General features: G+C 67.6%; 24 protein-coding genes. 15 read left to right on the top strand and 9 right to left on the bottom strand.

What is annotated here, in order from left to right; genetic code table 11:
• Positions 1 to 95 precede the first annotated feature (95 nt).
• Together EV653_RS22175 and EV653_RS22170 are read left to right on the top strand one after the other, a co-directional pair.
• Positions 96 to 1,913, top strand: coding sequence for a bifunctional metallophosphatase/5'-nucleotidase (locus tag EV653_RS22175; protein ID WP_134105631.1), 1,818 nt, complete (start codon positions 96 to 98; stop codon positions 1,911 to 1,913).
• A 227-nt stretch (positions 1,914 to 2,140) separates the two neighbouring features.
• The gene (locus EV653_RS22170) at positions 2,141 to 2,347 is read left to right on the top strand and encodes a hypothetical protein (protein WP_238159956.1); all 207 of its coding nucleotides are present in this window, start codon (positions 2,141 to 2,143) and stop codon (positions 2,345 to 2,347) included.
• Positions 2,348 to 2,354: 7 nt separating this feature from the next.
• Here EV653_RS22170 and EV653_RS22165 read toward each other — a convergent pair whose 3' ends face one another.
• Positions 2,355 to 3,062, bottom strand: a complete 708-nt coding sequence (locus EV653_RS22165; RefSeq protein ID WP_134105629.1) for a response regulator transcription factor — start codon at positions 3,060 to 3,062, stop codon at positions 2,355 to 2,357.
• Between the two features lie 161 nt (positions 3,063 to 3,223).
• Between EV653_RS22165 and EV653_RS22160 the strand changes: the two genes are divergently transcribed.
• Positions 3,224 to 3,463, top strand: a complete 240-nt coding sequence (locus EV653_RS22160; RefSeq protein WP_134105628.1) for a MoaD/ThiS family protein — start codon at positions 3,224 to 3,226, stop codon at positions 3,461 to 3,463.
• Positions 3,464 to 3,513: 50 nt separating this feature from the next.
• Entirely contained in the window at positions 3,514 to 4,878 is a 1,365-nt protein-coding gene (locus EV653_RS22155) for a hypothetical protein (RefSeq protein ID WP_238160172.1), read from the top strand.
• On the opposite strand, the gene EV653_RS22150 is transcribed toward EV653_RS22155, so the two are convergent.
• From EV653_RS22150 to arfB, 4 genes are read right to left on the bottom strand one after another with little or no spacing between them, the layout of a single operon-like run.
• Entirely contained in the window at positions 4,841 to 5,446 is a 606-nt protein-coding gene (locus EV653_RS22150) for a hypothetical protein (RefSeq protein ID WP_134105627.1), read from the bottom strand. The genes EV653_RS22155 and EV653_RS22150 overlap by 38 nt on opposite strands.
• The gene (locus EV653_RS22145; protein ID WP_134105626.1) at positions 5,443 to 6,009 is read right to left on the bottom strand and encodes a hypothetical protein; all 567 of its coding nucleotides are present in this window, start codon (positions 6,007 to 6,009) and stop codon (positions 5,443 to 5,445) included. Before EV653_RS22145 ends, EV653_RS22150 begins: the two co-directional genes overlap by 4 nt.
• Entirely contained in the window at positions 6,006 to 6,635 is a 630-nt protein-coding gene (locus EV653_RS22140; protein ID WP_134105625.1) for a hypothetical protein, read from the bottom strand. Before EV653_RS22140 ends, EV653_RS22145 begins: the two co-directional genes overlap by 4 nt.
• Before the next feature lie 30 nt (positions 6,636 to 6,665).
• The gene (arfB, locus tag EV653_RS22135) at positions 6,666 to 7,079 is read right to left on the bottom strand and encodes an alternative ribosome rescue aminoacyl-tRNA hydrolase ArfB (RefSeq protein ID WP_305000374.1); all 414 of its coding nucleotides are present in this window, start codon (positions 7,077 to 7,079) and stop codon (positions 6,666 to 6,668) included.
• Between the two features lie 37 nt (positions 7,080 to 7,116).
• Here arfB and EV653_RS22130 point away from each other — a divergent pair, with 37 nt between their 5' ends.
• The 7 genes from EV653_RS22130 (at position 7,117) to EV653_RS22100 (ending at position 12,396) form a co-directional block, all read left to right on the top strand.
• Positions 7,117 to 7,530, top strand: a complete 414-nt coding sequence (locus tag EV653_RS22130; RefSeq protein WP_134105623.1) for an HIT family protein — start codon at positions 7,117 to 7,119, stop codon at positions 7,528 to 7,530.
• A gap of 45 nt (positions 7,531 to 7,575) precedes the next feature.
• The gene (locus EV653_RS22125; RefSeq protein ID WP_134105622.1) at positions 7,576 to 8,007 is read left to right on the top strand and encodes a TlpA family protein disulfide reductase; all 432 of its coding nucleotides are present in this window, start codon (positions 7,576 to 7,578) and stop codon (positions 8,005 to 8,007) included.
• Between the two features lie 61 nt (positions 8,008 to 8,068).
• Positions 8,069 to 8,986: an RDD family protein gene (locus EV653_RS22120; protein ID WP_166679509.1), complete on the top strand. Its 918-nt coding sequence runs from the start codon at positions 8,069 to 8,071 to the stop codon at positions 8,984 to 8,986.
• A 273-nt stretch (positions 8,987 to 9,259) separates the two neighbouring features.
• A complete protein-coding gene (locus tag EV653_RS22115) occupies positions 9,260 to 9,706 on the top strand; it encodes a DUF4395 domain-containing protein (protein ID WP_134105620.1) in 447 nt (148 codons plus the stop codon).
• Positions 9,707 to 9,718: 12 nt separating this feature from the next.
• Complete coding sequence (locus EV653_RS22110; protein ID WP_134105619.1) at positions 9,719 to 10,567, top strand: sulfurtransferase; 849 nt, start codon at positions 9,719 to 9,721, stop codon at positions 10,565 to 10,567.
• 3 nt (positions 10,568 to 10,570) lie between these two features.
• A complete protein-coding gene (locus EV653_RS22105; protein WP_134105618.1) occupies positions 10,571 to 10,867 on the top strand; it encodes a DUF1416 domain-containing protein in 297 nt (98 codons plus the stop codon).
• 302 nt (positions 10,868 to 11,169) lie between these two features.
• On the top strand, positions 11,170 to 12,396 hold the full coding sequence (locus EV653_RS22100; protein WP_134105617.1) for a choice-of-anchor P family protein: 1,227 nt from the start codon (positions 11,170 to 11,172) through the stop codon (positions 12,394 to 12,396).
• A gap of 87 nt (positions 12,397 to 12,483) precedes the next feature.
• Here the strand turns inward: EV653_RS22100 and dtd are convergent, their stop codons facing one another.
• Positions 12,484 to 12,909, bottom strand: a complete 426-nt coding sequence (gene dtd, locus EV653_RS22095; protein ID WP_134105616.1) for a D-aminoacyl-tRNA deacylase — start codon at positions 12,907 to 12,909, stop codon at positions 12,484 to 12,486.
• A 92-nt stretch (positions 12,910 to 13,001) separates the two neighbouring features.
• Between dtd and EV653_RS22090 the strand changes: the two genes are divergently transcribed.
• Entirely contained in the window at positions 13,002 to 13,826 is an 825-nt protein-coding gene (locus EV653_RS22090) for a 3-keto-5-aminohexanoate cleavage protein (protein ID WP_134105615.1), read from the top strand.
• Here the strand turns inward: EV653_RS22090 and EV653_RS22085 are convergent.
• Both EV653_RS22085 and EV653_RS22080 read right to left on the bottom strand, forming a co-directional pair.
• Positions 13,717 to 14,202 carry a hypothetical protein gene (locus tag EV653_RS22085; protein WP_134105614.1) on the bottom strand — a complete coding sequence of 162 codons (486 nt, stop codon included), beginning with the start codon at positions 14,200 to 14,202 and terminating at the stop codon, positions 13,717 to 13,719. The two genes, EV653_RS22090 and EV653_RS22085, sit on opposite strands and share 110 nt — an antisense overlap.
• A gap of 8 nt (positions 14,203 to 14,210) precedes the next feature.
• Entirely contained in the window at positions 14,211 to 15,362 is a 1,152-nt protein-coding gene (locus EV653_RS22080; protein WP_134105613.1) for a molybdopterin-dependent oxidoreductase, read from the bottom strand.
• A 236-nt stretch (positions 15,363 to 15,598) separates the two neighbouring features.
• Between EV653_RS22080 and EV653_RS22075 the strand changes: the two genes are divergently transcribed.
• Positions 15,599 to 16,156, top strand: coding sequence for a hypothetical protein (locus EV653_RS22075; RefSeq protein ID WP_238159955.1), 558 nt, complete (start codon positions 15,599 to 15,601; stop codon positions 16,154 to 16,156).
• A complete protein-coding gene (locus EV653_RS22070; protein WP_134105612.1) occupies positions 16,156 to 17,901 on the top strand; it encodes a hypothetical protein in 1,746 nt (581 codons plus the stop codon). Before EV653_RS22075 ends, EV653_RS22070 begins: the two co-directional genes overlap by 1 nt.
• A 156-nt stretch (positions 17,902 to 18,057) precedes the next feature.
• Here the strand turns inward: EV653_RS22070 and EV653_RS22065 are convergent, their stop codons facing one another.
• Positions 18,058 to 18,420 (bottom strand): DsrE family protein, encoded by a 363-nt coding sequence (locus tag EV653_RS22065; RefSeq protein WP_134105611.1) that lies wholly within the window; start codon positions 18,418 to 18,420, stop codon positions 18,058 to 18,060.
• Between the two features lie 212 nt (positions 18,421 to 18,632).
• Here EV653_RS22065 and EV653_RS22060 point away from each other — a divergent pair, with 212 nt between their 5' ends.
• On the top strand, positions 18,633 to 19,127 hold the full coding sequence (locus EV653_RS22060) for an FABP family protein (protein ID WP_134105610.1): 495 nt from the start codon (positions 18,633 to 18,635) through the stop codon (positions 19,125 to 19,127).
• The last annotated feature ends 20 nt before the right edge of the window (positions 19,128 to 19,147 follow it).

Here is a 19,147-nt window from a genome sequence, read left to right as displayed (position 1 = left end):
AAAAGGTTTCAGCTGAGTTCCTTCTCAGGTTCTGGCAAGAGGGTTTGCTGCTCAGGTAGCTTCAGCGGATTCACAACCAAGACAACGGAGTAGACATGGCTCTGACAGGACGAGACAAAGCGCGGCTGGGGGGACGGCGGGCGGTCGGAGTGCTCGCCGCCGGGACGGCCGCTGTGCTCGCCTTGGCCGCGGGGGGATCCGTGAGCCAGGCGGCCGCGACGCAGACGGCCAAGGAGTCGCAGACCGCCGTACAGGCGAAGAAGCCGAAGCCGACGCACACCCAGATCCAGCTGCTCTCGATCAACGACTTCCACGGCAACCTGGAGCCGGCGACGGGTTCGGGCGGCAACATCAACGGCATCCCGGCGGGCGGCGCGGCGTACCTCGCGACGTATCTGAAGGACCTGCGGGCCGCTGCCAAGGCTAAGGGCCAGGACTCGGTCACGGTCGCCGCCGGTGACCTGATCGGTGCCTCGCCGCTGCTGTCGGCCGCGTTCCACGACGAGCCGACGATCGAAGCGCTGAACGGGATGGGACTCGAGGCTGCGTCGGTGGGCAACCACGAGTTCGACGAGGGCTGGCACGAGCTGCTCCGGATGCAGACGGGCGGCTGCCTGCCGGACGGGGACGGGCAGAACAACCAGAACTCGTGCCCGGACCCGGCGCACCCGTTCACCGGCGCCAAGTTCAAATACCTGTCCGCGAACGTGTTCTTCACCAACACCCAGAAGACCCTGTTCGCGCCGTACACGATCAAGACGTTCGCGGACGGCCAGAAGGTCGGCTTCATCGGCATGACGCTGGAGAACACGCCGAACATCGTCACCAAGTCCGGTGTCGACGGCTTGACCTTCAAGGACGAGGTCGAGACCGCGAACGCGCTGGTTCCGGAGCTGAAGAAGAAGGGTGTGAAGTCGATCGTCGTGCTGCTGCACGAGGGCGGTTTCCCGGCCGACCCGAAGGCGTACAACAGCTGCCCGGGCATCTCCGGCCCGATCGTCGACATCAACGCCGGCCTGGACCCGGAGATCGATGCGATCCTCTCCGGCCACACCCACCAGGCGTACAACTGCTCCCTGCCGGACAAGGCCGGCAAGCCGCGACTCGTCACCAGCGCGTCGTCGTTCGGGCGGCTGGTCACCGATGTCCGGCTGAGCATCGACAACGCGACCGGCGACGTGGACCGGGTGAACACGCTGGCGAACAACCAGATCGTCACCCAGGACGTCGTGCAGGACCGCAAGACGGCCGACCTGATCGCGAAGTACAAGAAGCTGGTCGCCCCGATCGAGACCAAGGTGATCGGCCACATCACCACCCCGTCCGTGGTGCGGACGCCCGACGACTCGCTCGAATCGCCACTGGGCAACCTGATCGCCGACGCACAGTTGGCCGACCCGTCCGTGGTGTCCGGTGGGAAGACCCCGGTCGCCGCGTTCATGAACCCGGGTGGCATCCGCGCGGACCTCGCGTCGAACAACGGTGAGGTCACCTTCGGGCAGGCGTTCACCGTGCAACCGTTCAACAACTTCCTGGTCTCGATGGACATGACCGGGGCGCAGATCAAGACGCTGCTCGAGCAGCAGTTCTCCGGGCTGAACGGTCCGGACGCGCCGAAGTACAAGGTCCTCCAGGTCGCGGGCATCACCTACACCTGGAACCCGGCCGCCGCAGCGGGCTCGAAGGTCGTCGCCGGCTCGATCAAGATCGGCGGGCAGCCGCTGGTGGACGGTACGTCGTACCGCATCGTCACGAACAACTTCCTCTCCGACGGCGGCGACGGCTTCCCGGCCTTCACCACCGCGACGAACAAGGTGTTCGGCGGCCTCGACATCGACGCTTTCGCCAACTACCTGACCGCGCACGACCCGTACACCCCGGTCGCGACCGACCGGATCTCGATCGGTTCGTGAGCCTGACCGAAGACTGAGCGAGAGCCGGTACGTCGCGCGCCCGCGCGACGTACCGGTTTTTCGTCCTCACCGACCTTCCTGGTACCTTGCGTGCTCAGGCACTTACGGAAGGTGAGTGAATGGCGCACGTTGCTCCGACCTCACATCGACGGGCCCCTCGCGCGTCGCATCGTGGGCACCGCAGCGATGCAGGTGATGGATCGGTCCGGACTGGTAGCTGGCTCGGATTGGCTTTCGCGTTCGTCGTCGGCTGGCTGCTGACGCTGCAATCGCACGTCGGCGTTCATGCAGCCGGCGTCACCTTGCTGGTGATGCTGGTGCCGGTCACAGTCGGGACGCTCGTGGCGGGGTTCCGGCAGGGGTTCGGGTCCTGGAAGGCGGCGCTGTGCGCGGCGGCCGGGCTCGCTTTTACGGTGCTGAAGTTCTTCTTCTGAGCCGGGCTCAGACCTTCGCCTCGGCGGCCTCACGGGTGGTCGGCGGTACGACGAAGCGGTAGCCGACGTTCCGCACGGTCCCGATGAGGGACTCGTGCTCGGGGCCGAGCTTCGCCCGCAGGCGGCGTACGTGGACGTCGACGGTCCGCGTGCCGCCGAAGTAGTCGTAGCCCCAGACCTCCTGGAGCAGCTGCTCACGGGTGAACACGCGGCCCGGGTGCTGCGCCAGGAACTTGAACAGCTCGAACTCTTTGTAGGTCAGGTCGAGCGCCCGCCCGTTGAGCTTCGCCGTGTACGACGCCTCGTCGATCACGACGTCGCCGCTGCGGATCAGCGTGGACTCGGGCTCGTCGTTCCGCGTCGCGGCAAGCCGGCCGATGACGAGACGCAACCGCGCCTCGATCTCGGCGGGACCCGCGGTGTCGAGCAGTACGTCGTCCGCGCCCCAGTCGGCGTTCACGGCGGTCAGACCGCCCTCGGTCACGACCAGGATGAGCGGTACGTCGATGCCGGTGGTGCGGATCAGCCGGGAGGCGCTCCGAACGGCGACCAGGTCGCGGCGGGCGTCCAGCAGCACCGCGTCCGCGTCAGGCGCGTCGACCAGCGCGGCGACCTCGGGCGGCAGGATGCGAATCTGGTGCGGGAGCAGAGCGAGCGAGGGCAGGACCTCGGCGGAGGCCTGCAGCGCGTTCGTCAGCAGAAGCAACGTGCTCACGCCGTCTCCTTGTGCTGATCATCGGATCCCGAGGGTTGGATCCGGTCCTCGTGCACGTCAGGCCCCGACGGCGTCGTTGCCGGGGGCCTGAGACACACTGGGCATAACAGCAAGCTGACATAATAGCCGAAGACTTAACCGATTAGTGAGGCGCCGACCAGATGCCGGAAGTCACCATCAGGTACTTCGCTGCCGCGCGTTCAGCCGCAGGGGAGTCGTCGGCGACCGCCGAGGCGGGCTCCATCCGCGACCTGGTCACCGCCGTTTCGACCGACCGGCCGGAGCTGGCGCGGGTGCTGTCGATCTGTACCTTCCTACTGGACGGGGAGCGCGCCGACCCGGCCACGCCGCTGCGCCAGGGCGCTCTGGTCGACGCGCTACCACCCTTCGCGGGCGGCTGACCGACCCGGCCGGGGCGAGCTTCCCGAGAGGTAGATTTCGTCGCGTGGCGATGGAGTCGGGGACGCTACTCACTACGGTGGGGCGGGCGGGGGTCCTGTTCGGCAAGGCCTGGCCGCGCCTGTTCGCGGTCTTCCTGGTGGCGCAGCTGGCGCACCGGGGTCTGCAGTGGGTCGCGGTGCAAGCGGGCGCCAGAGCTGAGGCTGCCGGCATCGCAGTACTCGCTCTGCTCGTCGTGGTCTCGCTCGCGATGTACGTCGGCATGTTCCTGGTACTGCGTGGTGAGCTGCGCTTCCACCGGCGGGCTGTGGCCGAGGGGACGCTTGCTCCGGACGGCATGGAGCCCGGCAACGAGCACAAGCCGCTCGACGCGCTCGCTGCGGCGCTGCTTCCGTTCCTGGCGTTCTATGCGGCGTACAAGTTCCTGCAGAACGAGGCGCTCGACTACGAGTACCAACTGGCCGTTCACAAGGTCAACGAGACCGCAGCGACCGTTCTGAACGGCGGTGCGGTGCCGCAGCCGTCGGAGGGTCTGCAGTCGCTGTCGACCTGGCTGTTCCTCGGCCTCGGTGTCACGGCGTACCTGCTCCGCTTCGTGTTCAAGAAGTGGAAGAAGGAGAAGGAAGGCCCGGTCCGCAAGCTGTTCGTCACGTATCTCGAGGCGCTGTGGATCTTCGTGGTGGTCTACCAGGCGACGTCGGTCATCCCGCCGCCCAAGACCTGGCTGAAGGAGCGCGTGGTCTGGCAGTGGATGCATGACGGCTACACCTGGGTGCTGGACCACCTGCTCGGTGTCGACCAGGTCCGCGCGGTGTGGGATGCGGTCACCGGCTTCGTCGCGGCCGGTATCGGCGACCTGTGGGATGCCGCCGTACTGCCGTTGATGTGGATCACGATGACCGCGGTCATCTACGGCCGCGTCGTGCAGAAGCTTGACGCACCACGCTGGCGGTTCGACCGGATCACGCATCGCTGGCAGCAGACTCCGCGGATCGTCCGCATCGCCGGGAACTCAGTGGTCTCCGACTGGAAGGACCGCTGGATCCCAGTGGCCAATGCGTTCCGGCTGGTCGTCCGCTCTGGGCTGCGGCCGATGTTGGGGTACTTCCTGGCCTGGGCGGTCGTCACGTTCGCCGCCAGCGCAGTGTGGATCGCGCTGAAGCTCTGGGTGCTCGGTCCGCACACCCTGCAGTTCTGGATGGTCATAGACGAGCCGTTGAACCTGATCACCGACGGCCTGAAGATCTCGCTGCAGGTCAGCCTGCTCGCCGCGGCGTACGACCGGATGATCGGTGGACTGGCCGGATACCTGACGCCACGGACCCGCGCGGTCCACGAGCAGTCGGCCGGCGACCACGGCGTCACCGACCTGAGTGCTGCTACCTCGGGAATGCCAAGTACTGAGGGAGCTTCGTAGCGAAGGTGATCGTCGGCTGCACGGTGCCGGCGACAGACGTCGGTACGACGAACACCGCGACCGTCTCGAACGGCTTCCCGGCCACCGGCTTCACGTAGTACTGCGCCAACTGCCCGCGCCAGCTCTCCGGCTTGTCGTCGTACCCGCCCGTGCAGCCGGTCGGACGGTCCTGGTAGTCGTCCGCGATCAGGGTCTCGTCCCAGATACGACCGTCCGGTGCGCGCAGGTGGACCTGGCAGCCGCTGAGCCCTTCGAGCGCAGACAGCTGGTTCACCTGGATCCGGAAGTACACGCGGATCCGCGTTGTCCCGTCCGGCAGGGCGTCACCCGAACCGGTCCGCACCGGCCGCGGATCCTGCTCGACGCTGGCGCCGTACCAGATCGCGCCGTTGTACGACGTACCGCCGGCCGACACGACGACGGGATCGCGGGGCTCAGCGTCGTACCAGGACTTGTAGTCGCTCCGGGTGGTCCACCAGCCGGCGAGCGGGATCGCCAGCACGAGCGTCGCGAGCGCGACCGTGTTCGTCCGGAACCAGCCGCGGCGGGCGCGGCGCGCGCCGGTCATGTGTCGCTCGCGGGGGTCAGCGCGACAACGTCTTGCACCTTCGGGGCGTCCGGGCCGAGCGGGACGGTGACCTGGGGCTCGAGGTCGTTGAGAATCGACTTCTCCATCACCAGCAACGTTGCCCCTGGCACCTTGTCGGCCGGCATCTCGACCACGAACGAGCCGCGAACCGGGATGTCCGGCGAGAGCTCGCTGCCGGTCAGGTCGACCTCGTTCAGACCGTTGCGGTTGGCACCGAGATAGGTGACGCCGTCGGACGACCTGATCCGCACGTTCGAGACGTGGATCGGTTCGCGGGTGGCGGTGATGGTGGCGTCGACGACCACGAAGTCGGTCAGCGTGTCGCGGTCCGGCGTGGAGTGCGGGATGCGGAGCTTCCTGCCGACGCGTACGTCGCTGACGGTCAGGTCGAACCGCGGTGTCTTCACCGTGCGGCCGATGATGCCCTTGACCGGCGTAGGGTCCTGGATGTCCTTCTGCGTGGGCGTGAGGCGATACAGGCCGACTATCGCGACGAGCACCGCCAGCGTGAGGCCGAGATTGAGTACCCTCCGCGCCCTCACTTGCGAGTCACCTTGACGGTGCTGTCGGCAACTACCTTGTCCGGCAGCCACTTCTCGTGGTGGTCGAGGATCGACTCGTCCTCGTGCTCGTAACCCTGCACGGTCAGGTCGACCTGGGTCGGGAGTTGCGTGGCCTTGGGCAACTTCCAGACGTACGCGATGTCCTCGCCGGCGTCGGGCGTGAGGACCGGATCCATGGTCTCGTCGCCGACGTTGGTGGTGCCGAGCGGCGGGTCGGTGTCCTTCACCCCTGGTACGCCGATGAGCCGGATCAGGTCGGACGGCGGCGTCGTACCGGTGTCGTCGGTGACCTTCAGCTTGGTCACGACCGCGATCAGCGCACCGCCGTCGTCCGGGGTGAACAACGGCTTCAGGTCCTTCACGGTGACGACGCGCTGGATCGTCACCTCGAACTGGCCGGCCTCGATCGCGGTGCCCGCATCCACGTGCGGAGTCTCCGCTCCGGCCTTCTTCAGACCGCCGAAGGCCGCGGAGATCGCCAGCAGCACGACGCCCGCGCTGATCGACCACGTCCGCAGCGTGCGGCCGCGCACCGTCAGGTCCTGGAACTCCGGGAGCTCTTCCGGCTCCTCTTGTTCCGACCCCCCGCTCCCCGTTTCCTGCACGTCGGAAGCGTAGCCAGCCAGAGGGCCTCGTCAGTCGTCCGGGCGACCGCGCAGCCGCTTGGTCTGGCCGCGGCGCTTCTTGTCGTCCAGGCGCCGCCGTACCGACGCTTTGCTCGGTTTGGTGGGCCGCCTCTTCCGGGGCGGCGGTGCGATCGCTTCACGCATCAGCGTGACCAGCCGCTCCCGAGCAGCCTCCCGGTTACGCCATTGCGACTTGTACTCCGAGGCCGCGATCGTCACGACCCCGTCCACCAGCCGCGACTGCAGCCGCTCGAGCGCCCGCGCTTTCAGTACGTCGCTCAACGCCGACGTACCCGCCACATCGAAGCTCAGCTCGACCCGGCTGTCGGTGGTGTTCACCGACTGCCCGCCCGGTCCACTCGACCGTGAGAACCGCCACGCCAGCTCGCCCTCAGGAATCACCACCCCGGACCGCACCACCAACCCACTCTCCACACGCCCATTAAGTCAGAATCACCGGATGAACGCCTGCGTGTTCTGCGCCCTCATCGCCACCAACTCACCTGACCTGTTCAAGAAAGAGGACGCCGCCGTCGCGTTCTTCCCCCTTCCGGGCGAGGAAATCGCACCGGGCCACACCCTGGTCGTCCCGCGCCGTCACACCACCGCGGGCGTGCTGGATGCCCCGACCGCCGATCTGGCCAAGGTCATGGACCTGGCGCAGCGCATGGCTCAGCGGATGATGACGGGGCTCGGTGCGACCGGTGTCTGCCTGTTGAATGCGAGCGGGCCTGGCTCCGGTCGCGGGCTCGACCACCTCCACGTCCACGTGGTGCCGCGGTACCCGGGCGACGGTGACGACACCCTGCCCTGGCCGACCGGGCACTCCCGGCACCAGCTGACCGTTGACCCGCGTGCTGTTCTCAGTGGGTGAAACGGGTGGTTGAAAGGTGGATGAGGGGTCGTACCGTGGATAACTGTGAGTCTTGGTGTGTGGGTGCTCGTCGCGGCTGTGGTCGTCGGCGTGCTGCTCAGTGCGCTCAAGGCCTGGGCTGACGGGCGGTTCCGTGGGAAGAGCGAGGACGACGTGGAGCGGGTGACGGCCTCGGAGGTCGGTGGGGAGCTCGGCGAGCGGGCAACCCTGCTGCAGTTCTCGTCGGCGTTCTGCGCGCCGTGCCGGGCGACCCGGCGGACGCTGGCCGAGGTCGAGGGCATGGTCGAGGGAGTGCGGCACGTCGAGCTGGACGCGGAGTCCCACCTCGAGTTGGTACGCCGCCTCGACATCCTGCGTACGCCGACCACGCTGGTGCTCGACAGCACCGGAGCCGTGGTCAAGCGTGCCAGTGGAGCACCGCGCAAGCCCGACGTGATCGCCGCGCTGGCGACCGCGATCGACCGCCAGGCGAGCTGACGACCGTCCGGTACGTGCCACCGAATGGCGCATGGACCTGCGCGTAGGCAAGACTCTCCAGGTGAGCTCTCCAGCCGGTTGGTACGACGACCCCGCGGACCCGACCCAGCAGCGGTACTGGGACGGCAACACCTGGACGGACCAGCGCCGTGCGCAACAGGGCCCATCGCCGTACCAAGGGCAGTTCGGCGCCGCATCGCAGTACGGTCAGGCCGCTCAGCACGGCCAGGTGTACGGCGGTGGCGCGGCTCCGAGCGAGCCGACCCGCCCGGCGCAGCCGCAGTACGGCCAGTACGCCCCGCCGCAGCAGCAGCCGCAGCAGCCGCAGTACGGCCAGTACGCCGGACCGCAGCCGCACTATGGCCAGCAGGCGCAGTACGGGCAGCCGCAGTACGGGCACCCGCAGCAGCAGGGTTACGGCTACCCGGGCAAGCGTCCGAACACCACTCCGGACGGTCAGCTCCTCTCGGGCTGGTGGCGGCGGGTGTTCGCGCGGATCATCGACTCGATCATCGTCGGCATCATCGGACTGCCGCTGACCGGCTACTTCTACTACAAGTACTCACAGGTCCTCTGGGACTACTTCAAGACCACGATGGACGCGGCCGCGGCCGGCACCCCGACGACCACGACCTCGCTGCCGCCCGAGGTCTACAAGTGGATGATCCCGGCGGTCCTGATCGGTCTCGTGGTGTCGTTCGTCTACGAGTACCTGTTCCTGACCAAGAAGGGCGCCACCCCCGGCAAGATGCTGCTCGGGATCGCGGTCCGGCTGCGGGACGTCCCCGGCAACCCGCCCGGCGCGGCGGTCGCCAAGCGGTACGGCTTCGACATGGGGCTCAGCGTGCTCGGCCTGGTCCCGTTGGTCGGCACGCTGGCCGGCTTCATCGCGCTGCTCAACTACCTCTGGCCGCTCTGGGACGACAAGAAGCAGGCGCTGCACGACAAGGTAGCGGCCACGAACGTGGTCCGGGTCTGATATCACCATGTGATCAGTTGTCTCAACTAATGGGACCACGTTCGGCAGGCCCCTCCGGGTTCCGTACGCTCGATCCGTGGTTTACACGACATGGCTGACGAAGCGCAGGGCAGTGGACAACTGCCGGGTGCGCTCATCGCTGTGTCGACGCCGCTGACCAGGCGGCGTCCCGAGCGCTGCGGAACCGGTCGCTGAGCACGGTTCCGCGTACGTCGCCTCCCCGCACACCCGGGCGGGTCCGGCTCGACAGCCCTCCTCCTCGCAGGAGTCGTCATGTCCGAATCATCGGCGGCACAGAAGGTTGATCCCCGCGGACTCCGGTTCGCGGCCGGGGTGACCACGGTCGTCCTGGCGTTGACGCTCGTACTGAACAACCCGTGGCCGCTGGCCGTGCAGGCCGTGGTGTTCGCGATCTCGGTCGCGTTCGGCGTGCAGGCCTCGCCGTACGGGCAGCTGTTCAAGCGGCTGGTCCGGCCACGGATCGGACCGCCGCAGGAACTGGAGGACGCGGCCCCGCCGCGGTTCGCCCAGTTGGTCGGCCTCGTCTTCGCGGTCGCCGGTCTGATCGGGTACCTGACCGGCGTCACCGTGCTGGGCGTGGTCGCCACCGGATTCGCCCTGGTCGCCGCGTTCGTGAACGCGGCCGTCGGGCTCTGCCTCGGCTGCGAGGCCTATCTGCTGATCCACCGCATTCGTACGCCAACCACCGCTACCAACTGAGAGGCAGCACACATGAGCAGGGAATCCGCGCTCGTCTCGGCCGACTGGGTCGAGGAGCACAAGTCCGACGACGGCGTTGTCCTGATCGAGGTCGACGAAGACGTCTCGGCGTACGACGCCGGCCACATCGCCGGAGCCATCAAGCTGGACTGGAAGGACGACCTGCAGGACGCGGTCCGCCGGGACTTCGTCAACCAGGAGCAGTTCAGCGCGCTGCTGTCCGAGCGCGGCGTCAAGAACGACGACACGGTCGTGCTGTACGGCGGCAACAACAACTGGTTCGCGGCGTACGCGTACTGGTACTTCAAGCTCTACGGCCACGAGGACGTCCGCCTGCTCGACGGCGGCCGCAAGCGCTGGGAGCTGGACAGCCGCGAGCTGACCGACGAGGTCGTCAAGCGCGACGCGACCGAGTACGCCGCCAAGGAGCCGAACCTGGAGATCCGCGCCTTCCGCGACGAGGTCCTGGAGGCCATCGGCGTGAAGAACCTGGTCGACGTACGCAGCCCTGACGAGTACGCCGGCCGGCTGCTCGCCCCGGCCCACCTCCCGCAGGAGCAGGCGCAGCGCGCGGGTCACATCCCGACCGCGGCCAGCATCCCGTGGAGCAAGGCGGCCAACGACGACGGCACGTTCCGTGCGGACGACGAGCTGAAGACGCTGTACGCCGACGCCGGCGTGGACTTCGGCAAGGACACCATCGCGTACTGCCGGATCGGCGAGCGCTCGGCGCACACCTGGTTCGTGCTGCACGAGATCCTCGGCCAGGAGAACGTGAAGAACTACGACGGTTCCTGGACCGAGTGGGGCTCGCTGGTCGGCGTACCCGTTGCCCTCGGCGACGAACCCGGAAAGGCCTGACACATGTGTGGAGCAACGAAGGGCGGCCTCGACCTCAAGGGCGTCGACGTCGACAAGGAAGCCGTGATCCAGGGCCAGGTGCTGCGCGGCGAGGAGCCGGTCGGCGGCGCGTACGTGCGGCTGCTGGACTCGACCGGTGAGTTCACCGCCGAGGTGCCGACGTCGGCCACCGGGCACTTCCGGTTCTTCGCGGCGCCGGGCAGCTGGACGCTGCGGACGCTGGCCCCGAAGGCCGACCCGGTCGACCGCCAGGTGGTCGCGCAGTACGGCGAGGTCGCGGAAGTGGCCGTCACCGTCTGAGCAGTCGGTCGTTACACAAGGTGCCACCACCACCCATCGGTGGCCCACCCTGAAGTAGGCACGAAGGGCCCGGACCTTGCGCGTCCGGGCCCTTCGGCATGCCCGGGATTGCTTACGGGGCAGGGATTTCGGGTCATCGCTGCCGAGTTACGGGTCGGTGGGGGAAATCTCGCGGGACGAGCGGCAATGTAACGGTTAGGTCTCAGAGCGCGGTCGGCTCGTCACCTACCGCAATCGGCTGAGTTGTGTCTGTGTCCTGACCCGCGCTTCGGGTCACGTCATCACTCAGGGAGGAGGGGTCAATGCGACCCCGCATCGGATACAAGAAGCTCGCTGCCGTCGGAGTTGCGGCGGTCGTCGGCGTGGCTTCTACGATCGCGCTGACCTCGGGTTCGGCGTCCGCCTCGCCGGTTTTCGGATACAGCGGTTACTCGTACGGCACCGACGTCGAATCCGGCCTGGCGAACAGCGGTCCGCAGGTCATCAGCAAGTTTGGTTGCACCACTGACGCCACCAAGCACGACAAGAACGACCTGTCCACGGCGAACGTGAACAACCAGGCGATCGCACGCTCGGTGAAGACCGACACGCACGCGTTCAACAACAAGAGCGGGACGGGCGTCACCAGCACCGCGACGGCCGCCGACATCCGCGTCGGCAACCTGCTCACGCTGACCGGCGTGAAGACCACGACGACGGCGAAGTACTACAAGGGTCAGCTGTCGTACACGGGTGACACCACGTTCGCGGGCGTGAAGATCGGTGCGATCTCGGTGCCGTCGCTGCTCAAGCCGAAGTGGAACACCAAGATCGCGGTTCCGGGTCTCGGTTACATCGTGCTGAACCGGGTCGGCGGCGTGAAGACCGCTTCCGGCATCTACTCGTACGCGCAGGCGGTCGTGCTGCACGCGACGGTGAAGAACCAGTACATCCCGCAGGGCGTCGACGTCGCGGTGCTCAAGACCCGCGCGGAGATCTCCAAGCCGGCCACGGCACTGGTGATCGGCTCGGCGTACGGCACCAAGGCCACGGCCGACAAGCTGGTCGTCTCCGACGCCACGTCCCTTCAGACCACCTGCCAGGGCACTGAGGGCAAGACGGTCCGGGTCGCGGTCGGCGAGCTGAACATCCCGAAGGTTGCCTACGTGGGTGGCGTCTACACCACCAAGAACGGCGCCATCGGCACCGACAAGTCCTACATCAACTTCACCTCGCACGTCGCGGGCGTGAAGGTCGGCAGCCTGTCCATCGGTGCGATCGAGTCCTCCGCGTCCGCGTGGAAGACCAAGGACGGCAAGGGCGGCGTGAGCTCGTCCTCGACGATCGCCTCGATCAAGGTCGGCGGCAAGACCTACGCCGTCCCGACCGGTGAGAACAAGACGCTGAACATCCCGGGTATCGCGAGCCTGACCTTCAACAAGGTCCTGCGGCAGAAGCGCTACATCGAGGTCGACGCGCTGGTGATCAACGTCTACAGCCTGAACACCAAGGTCGTCGTCGGCCACTCGGCCGCCGGCGTCGTCAGCTGATCCCAGCAGACGCCGTCTGAGTCGAACCTCACCGACCCAGAACACCTCGGCCCCCGGATCCCGCACGGATCCGGGGGCCGGTTCTGTTTATGCGTCGAGGATGAGAGTTACCGGGCCGTCGTTGGTGAGGGAGACGTCCATGTGGGCGCCGAAGCGGCCGCGTTCCACCTTGGCGCCGAGGGCTTCCAGGGACTCGCAGAAGGTGTTGTAGAGCGGTTCCGACACCGGGCCCGGGGCGGCGTTGTTCCAGGACGGGCGGCGGCCCTTGCGGGTATCGGCGTACAGGGTGAACTGGCTGATCGCGAGGATCGGGGCGTGCTCGTCGGCGGCGGAGCGTTCGCCGTGCAGGATGCGGAGGGTCCAGATCTTCGCGGCCAGCGCGGCCGCCTTCTCGGCGGTGTCGTCGTGGGTCACGCCCAGCAGGACCAGCAGTCCGGGCTCGTCGACAGCTCCGACCACCTCGCCGTCCACGGTGACCGATGCCCGGCTGACTCTTTGTACTACGGCTCTCATGAGGCCATCCTCTCCTGCCGGAGATCGTCCGGTGATCGGACCTCGGGACCGGCAAATATCCGCTTTCATGACCGATCTGGCAGGATTCGTCCATGGCGTCGACTCTGATCACTGTTGCTCCCACCGGTGCCGAGACCGCGAAGGCGGACTGCCCGGCGTTGCCGACCACGCTCGACGAGCTGGTCGAGACCGCGAAGCGGTGCGAGGCCGCGGGAGCGGCGATGATCCACATCCACATCCGCGACGGGGAGCACAAGCCGACCCTCGACCTCGGCCGGCTGACGGAGACCGTCGCCGCGGTCCGGGAGAACACCGCGCTGATCGTGCAGCTGTCCACCGGCGGCGCGGTCACCGATCCGTACGATCACCGGCTGCGCGTGCTCGACGCCGTACCCGACTCCTGCTCGCTGACGATGGGGACGGTCAACTTCGGCGACGACGTGTTCATGAATCCGTGGCCGTTTGTGACCCAGCTCTACCAGCTCACCCAGGAGCGGGAGGTCGTGCCCGAGTTCGAGCTGTTCGACCTAGGCCATGTCGCCGCGCTGCACCGCCTCCTCGGCACGTACGGCCTGCCGTACGGCGAACGCGTGCACTGCGACCTGGTCATGGGCGTTCCCGGTGGCATGCCCGGTACGGCGGACGCGCTCGTCGCGGCCGTCAACGCGTTGCCGGATGCAGTCACGTCCTGGTCCGCAACGGGCATCGGCCGTACGGCGATCACGGTCGCCCTGGCCGCTTTGTCGAAGGGCGGCAACCTCCGTGTCGGTATGGAGGACACGCTCACGCTGGCGAAGGGGCAGCCGGTCACTCATAACGCGGAGCTCGTCGAACGCGCCGCAACCCTCGCCACGCTCGCGCAACGACCGCCGATGTCGCCGGACGAAGCGCGTTCCCTGCTGAACGTGAAGCGATGAGGTAGCCGACGATCCCGGCCGCGATAATCGTTGCCTCCAGCAATAACCAGTCCCGGAGGTAGTCTCGGGGCAGGATCGTCGGGTTCACGCCCTTGCCCTGACGCAGCATCAGCGGCACCGCGATCAGGCTGGTGATGCCGACGTACAACAACGTCGTCCGGATGGCGCCCACGGTCCGATGGCCGTCCGGCCTGCTCGCCCACCGCGTCACCAGCCATCCGGCGGTGACGGTCAACGGCACCAAGAAGAAGTCGTCCGCCAGCACCGCGCCACCCAGCCAAAGCGGCAGCCGGACCAAACCGTGCAGGTCGACGGTGGTGGCCAGCTTCCAAACGCCCCAGAGGCCAAGCAGCACGCCCACGCCTGCCAGTCCCATTCGGGTCTTCATGCGATGACCTCCAGCCGATGGACCCATTTGGTTTGGAGTACGCCGGGCCGGTTGGGCGCAATGATCCTCGCCGGGAATCCGTGGTCCAGCGCCAGCTCTGTGCCATTGAGCCGAAGCGCCAGCAGTGTCAGCGAGTCAGCTGCGAACTGTTCCGGCAGCTCACTGGTCGCGTAGAACCCGCCCTTCTCCATCGACACCACGCGCACGCGCGAGTGCGCCGGCGCGCCACACAGCTCGAGCAGATCCCGGATCCGCACGCCCTCCCATCGCCCGCCCTGGCTCCAGCCCTCCACGCACGCGATCGGCAACGCCGAGCGACTCTGCGGAAGCTGCTGCAACTCCTCGAGGGTGTACGAGAGCTCTCGTGGTCCTTTGACCGTGAACCGCCAGTTGTCGTCGATGCCGGTCACGCCGGCCGCGTCCGCCGTACGGTTGACCGGGAGTCCTTGCGGTCCGATGTTCGGCTTGCGTGGCGCCAGTACGGCAACCGGCCCGAGCGCGGGCACCGATTGGCCGACCGAGGTGATGCCTACCACCGCGGCCGCGCCGGCCACTGTCCGGAACAGGCCGCGGCGGGTGAGCCCTGAGATTGCCGGAGGCAAGGAGTTCGGCACGATCTCGGCGATGCGCCGCCAGTTCGCCCGGATCAGCGGGAGCTTGACAGCGATATGCACGAAGAGGGCGCCGACGATGATCCAGGCGAGCGCGTAGTGCGTCTGGCGGAACGGGAACGGCCACGGATACCACTGCAGGGTGTTGAGGAACCCGATGAAAAGCTCGAGAGCCATCGCCGACACCAGCACCAGGATCGACGCCCGCTCGAGCATCGTCTCGAGTGCCTTGCGACTCGGCGGCCACGGGAGCTTCGCGAACAGCTTCGGGTAGACCGTCCACAACTTTGCCAGTAGCAACGGGACCGCGATGGTCCCGCTCACTACGTGCACGCCTTGCGTCACGCGGTACAGCGTCGCGGGACGGCTCGGGATCGGCAGCCAGCTCGGGGTGTCCTGCTGGAAGTGGCTGTACAGCCCGGTCAGGAAGCAGATCACGACCACGGTGCCGAGCCAGCGCCCGATGACCGTCGCCACCCTCGGGTGGTGCAGGGACGACTGGAACGACTTCTCGGTCGGCAGCGTCGGCAGCTTCATGTTTCCACTACAACCCCGCTGGGGACGTCTGTACGGCGTACACCGGTTACTGCTCGCGAACGGCGTATTACTGGTCGCGAACGAGATCGGCGGGGAACAGTTATCCACAGGTCTGCGTCTGTACGGCGGATGGTGATACCGATCGGGGCATACTCTGAGCGAACTGATCGCTGGCTGGAGTGATTTCTGGGCGGACCGATCCCTCTTGGCGGACGGGGCGAAAGGAGTGAGGCGGAGTGAAGACGCAGGAGCGGTCGTCCGAGGATGACGAGCGTGCGATGGCGGATCTGGCCGAGGTCGCGGACTGGCGAACGGTCTGGGGCCCGCCGGACACCGGCATGGACGCGATCCGTGCCCTGGTGAACCGCGTCACCGCCGCCACCGGCTGGCGTCCGTGGGCGCCGGGCAACATCGACCCCGATCGGTACACGTGGGGCTTGGTGACCCAGCGCGAGACGGTGATGCTCGTGCTGCCGGACGCCGTGCTTCCGGAGAGCCCGCGAAGCGGCTGGTCGGCGTACGACATCGCTTCCGGTGAGCTTCCACTGGCCGAGGAAGGTCTGGACGACCACTGGCCGGGTCAGCTCGAGCTCGCCCGCCGCTACTGGGGCCCGCCGGTCTTCGTCGGGCCCGGGAGCGATCTCCGCGTCCCACCGGAGTGGCGCGGCCGCCGCCGACACCTGGCCGTCTGGCTGCGCCCAGGAGCCGAGATCCACCTGTACGCGTCCCAGCCGGGCCCGGACGACACTGCCGCCGGATTCGGGTACTCCGTCTACGCCAGCGAGGTGGCCTGATGGCCGAGGAAGAAAGCGCGGAACATTACCTCCAGATCCTCTTCGCCAAAGGCCGTGAAATCTGGGCCCAGTGGAGGCGGATGACCGGCGCCATCAGGGACAACTGGGGCCGTCGGCAAGGAACGCGCGCCGTGGTCGAGGAGGGACTCAGACGGCGGAGCTGGGACCAGGATCACTACGACGCGACGCGCGACCAGGACCCGCGTGACCGCACCCGGGATTACGAGCGCACTGCCGCCGAGGTGCGGGCGGCCGAGGAGTTGGCGGCAGACAACCGCGGCCTGGAGCAGCAACGGCAGGCGCTGCAGGCGGAGGTGGACGACGCCCAGCAACGCCTCGATCAGCAGGACGCCCAGCTGAACGCCGACCGTGACCGCGACGGCATCCCCGACGACATCGAGAACCGGACCGACCGCGACCGGGACCACATCGACGACGCGACCGAGCGTCGTGACGAGATCGACGAGCAGAACGCGGACGCCCACGACCGCGACGGCGACGGCGTGGACGACGCGGTCGAGAATCGCGAGGCGCAGCAGGCGCGCGACGACGAGGCAAGGCGTAAGCAGGAGGAGGACCGGCGCCGCGATCAGCAGCGCGAGGACGGCCTCGATGCCGCGGACGCCGTGCCGGCAGCCGTCGGCGCGGCCGAGGCCGCCACCGCACTCGACAACGAACTGAACGACGAGCGCACCGACGCCCTGCAGCAACAAGACCTCGCAGCCGACGGCGAGTTGCAGGACCCGGCAACCCAATCCGAAAACCTCCAGCAAGCCGAAACCGCCGTCGCTGACCAGGACCAGCTCAACTCGCCCGCAGCCGACCAGCCCGGCCTCGACGCAGACAACACCCAGACCGACCTTTCGCAGAACGGTCAACTCCTCGACGAGGACGGCGTACTCCGCGACTCAACAATCGGCGCCGAGGGCCGGCAACAGCCGTCGGACCTCGACCAAACGGGCCAGTTCGTCGATCAGGACGGCGCTGTACGGAGTCAGACGATTGGTGCTGAGAACCAGCAGGACGCGGGCTTGGATCAGGGCGGCGAGTTCGTCGACCAGGATGGTGCCCTGCGGGATCAGACGATTGGTGCTGAGAACCAGCAGGACGCGGGCTTGGATCAGGGCGGTGAGTTTGTCGACCAGGACGGCGCCGTACGGAACCAGACGATCGGTGCCGAGGGTCAGCAGCAGGACGATCTGACGCAGCAGACGACCGGGCCGGATCAGCAGTTGTCTGGGCAGGATCAAGAGGTTTCTGCGCCGGAGCCGCAGCGGGTACAGGGTCCTGAGCAAGGGCAACAGCAGGCGCAGGCGGCCGAGCAAGGGATGGGCGAGCAGAACGCCAACCCTGCCGGCCAGCAGTTGAATGCGCAGCAGGTCGGCAGCGCTGCCCAGTCCGGCGTCGACCAGAGCGCCTCGCTCGGTTCCGATGAACAAGGCCAGAGCCAAGGTGGTCAGGCAAGCCAAGCTGAGAGCCAGTGGCGACCGCCCGCCGAGGAGCCGGTGCTCGACGAACAACGGGCGAAGAGCGGGCCAGCCCAGCCGGGAAGCGAGATCCCAGCGGGCGAACGTGACACGCTGACGCGCACTACCCAGCAGGGCCACGCCCCAGCCGCCGGTGCCACCAGCCGCGAAGGCGGCGGCGTAGCAACCAGCGAACGCCCCGGCACCCCCGCCCAGCAACGCGGCCAGGACCGCAACCGAGCCGACCGAGGCCGAGACGACAGCGGCCGCGAACGCTAACCACCAACCATCAAAACGGTCCCCGCCAACCACCAATCATCACCACGGTCCCCCGCCAAACACCACCCGGCGGGGGACCGCTGCATTTCCCCCGAACAACATCCCGCAGCCAGCCCCGCAGCCGTCTATCTCCAACCGACAGCGGCCTGGGTTGGGTTAGTAGACGATGGCTTGGGTGGATTCGGTGAGGATTTCTTCGGTGAAGGTGGGGGCGCCGGCTAGGCGGGTGCCGGGGCGGAGGTCGGGTTGGGTGAGGTTGCGGCGTTTGGCGCATTGGGTGCAGACGGTGAGTTGGCCGCCTTCTAGTACTGCGGTGAGCAGGTCCGTGAGTGGGGCGGCGTGGGGGAGTTCGAAGGCTTCGGCGCGGCCGGGTACGGCGAACCAGACGGCCTCGCCGGTCAGCCAGAGTGAGACCGTGGCGCCGGCCGCGACGGCTGAGGCGGCGACGGTGAAGGCCTGGTTGGCGCGTTCGGGTTCCTCCGCGCCTGCAGTCAGTTTGATCACCAGCGTGCGGGACATCCCGCCACGCTAATGGAAGCCGCGGGGGACGCGGGTGCGGGAGGTCACGTCGTGGGAGGCGGGGCGCCGGGAGAGGGATCCTCTAGAGTGGGATCCGTGCTGCATGTCGTTTTCACCTCGTTGCTGGTGCTGGTCTGTGTGTTCATGGGCTGGTTCTCGGCGTTTGTCGTCTACCGGCTGTATCGCGGCCGCAACGCGGGCTGAGTGATTCGATGGCGTTCGAGATTCCGCAGGACCTGCACCCGGACCTGATGCCGCTCGCGTGGCTGCTCGGTCGGTGGGAGGGGCGCGGACACGGCGACTACCCGACGATCGAGAAGTTCGAGTTCGGGCAGCAGATCGACTTCAGCCACAACGGCAAGCCGTACCTGCACTACGTCAGCCAGACGTTCGTCGTCGGCGAGGACGGCACCAAGGAGCGCCCGCTCGCGGTCGAGACCGGGTTCTGGCGGCCGCAGCCGGACAACAAGGTCGAGGTGATCCTGGCGCACCCGACCGGTATCGCCGAGATCTGGTACGGCGACGTCGACGGCGCAAAGATCGAGCTGCAGACGGACGTCGTGGCGCGCACCGTCACCGCGAAAGAGGTCACCGCCGGCCACCGCCTGTACGGCCTGGTCAACGGCGAACTGCTCTGGGCGTACGACATGGCCGCCGAGGGCCAGGCACTCCAGCCCCACCTCTGGGCCACGCTCGTCCGCTCCTAGACACCGTCCAGAACCATCGC

The sequence above is a fragment of the Kribbella pratensis genome, from assembly GCF_004365355.1.
In the GTDB taxonomy this organism is placed as follows: Bacteria; Actinomycetota; Actinomycetes; order Propionibacteriales; family Kribbellaceae; genus Kribbella.
Note: the sequence above shows the minus strand (reverse complement) of the source record. Positions and strands in the feature narration are given on the sequence as shown.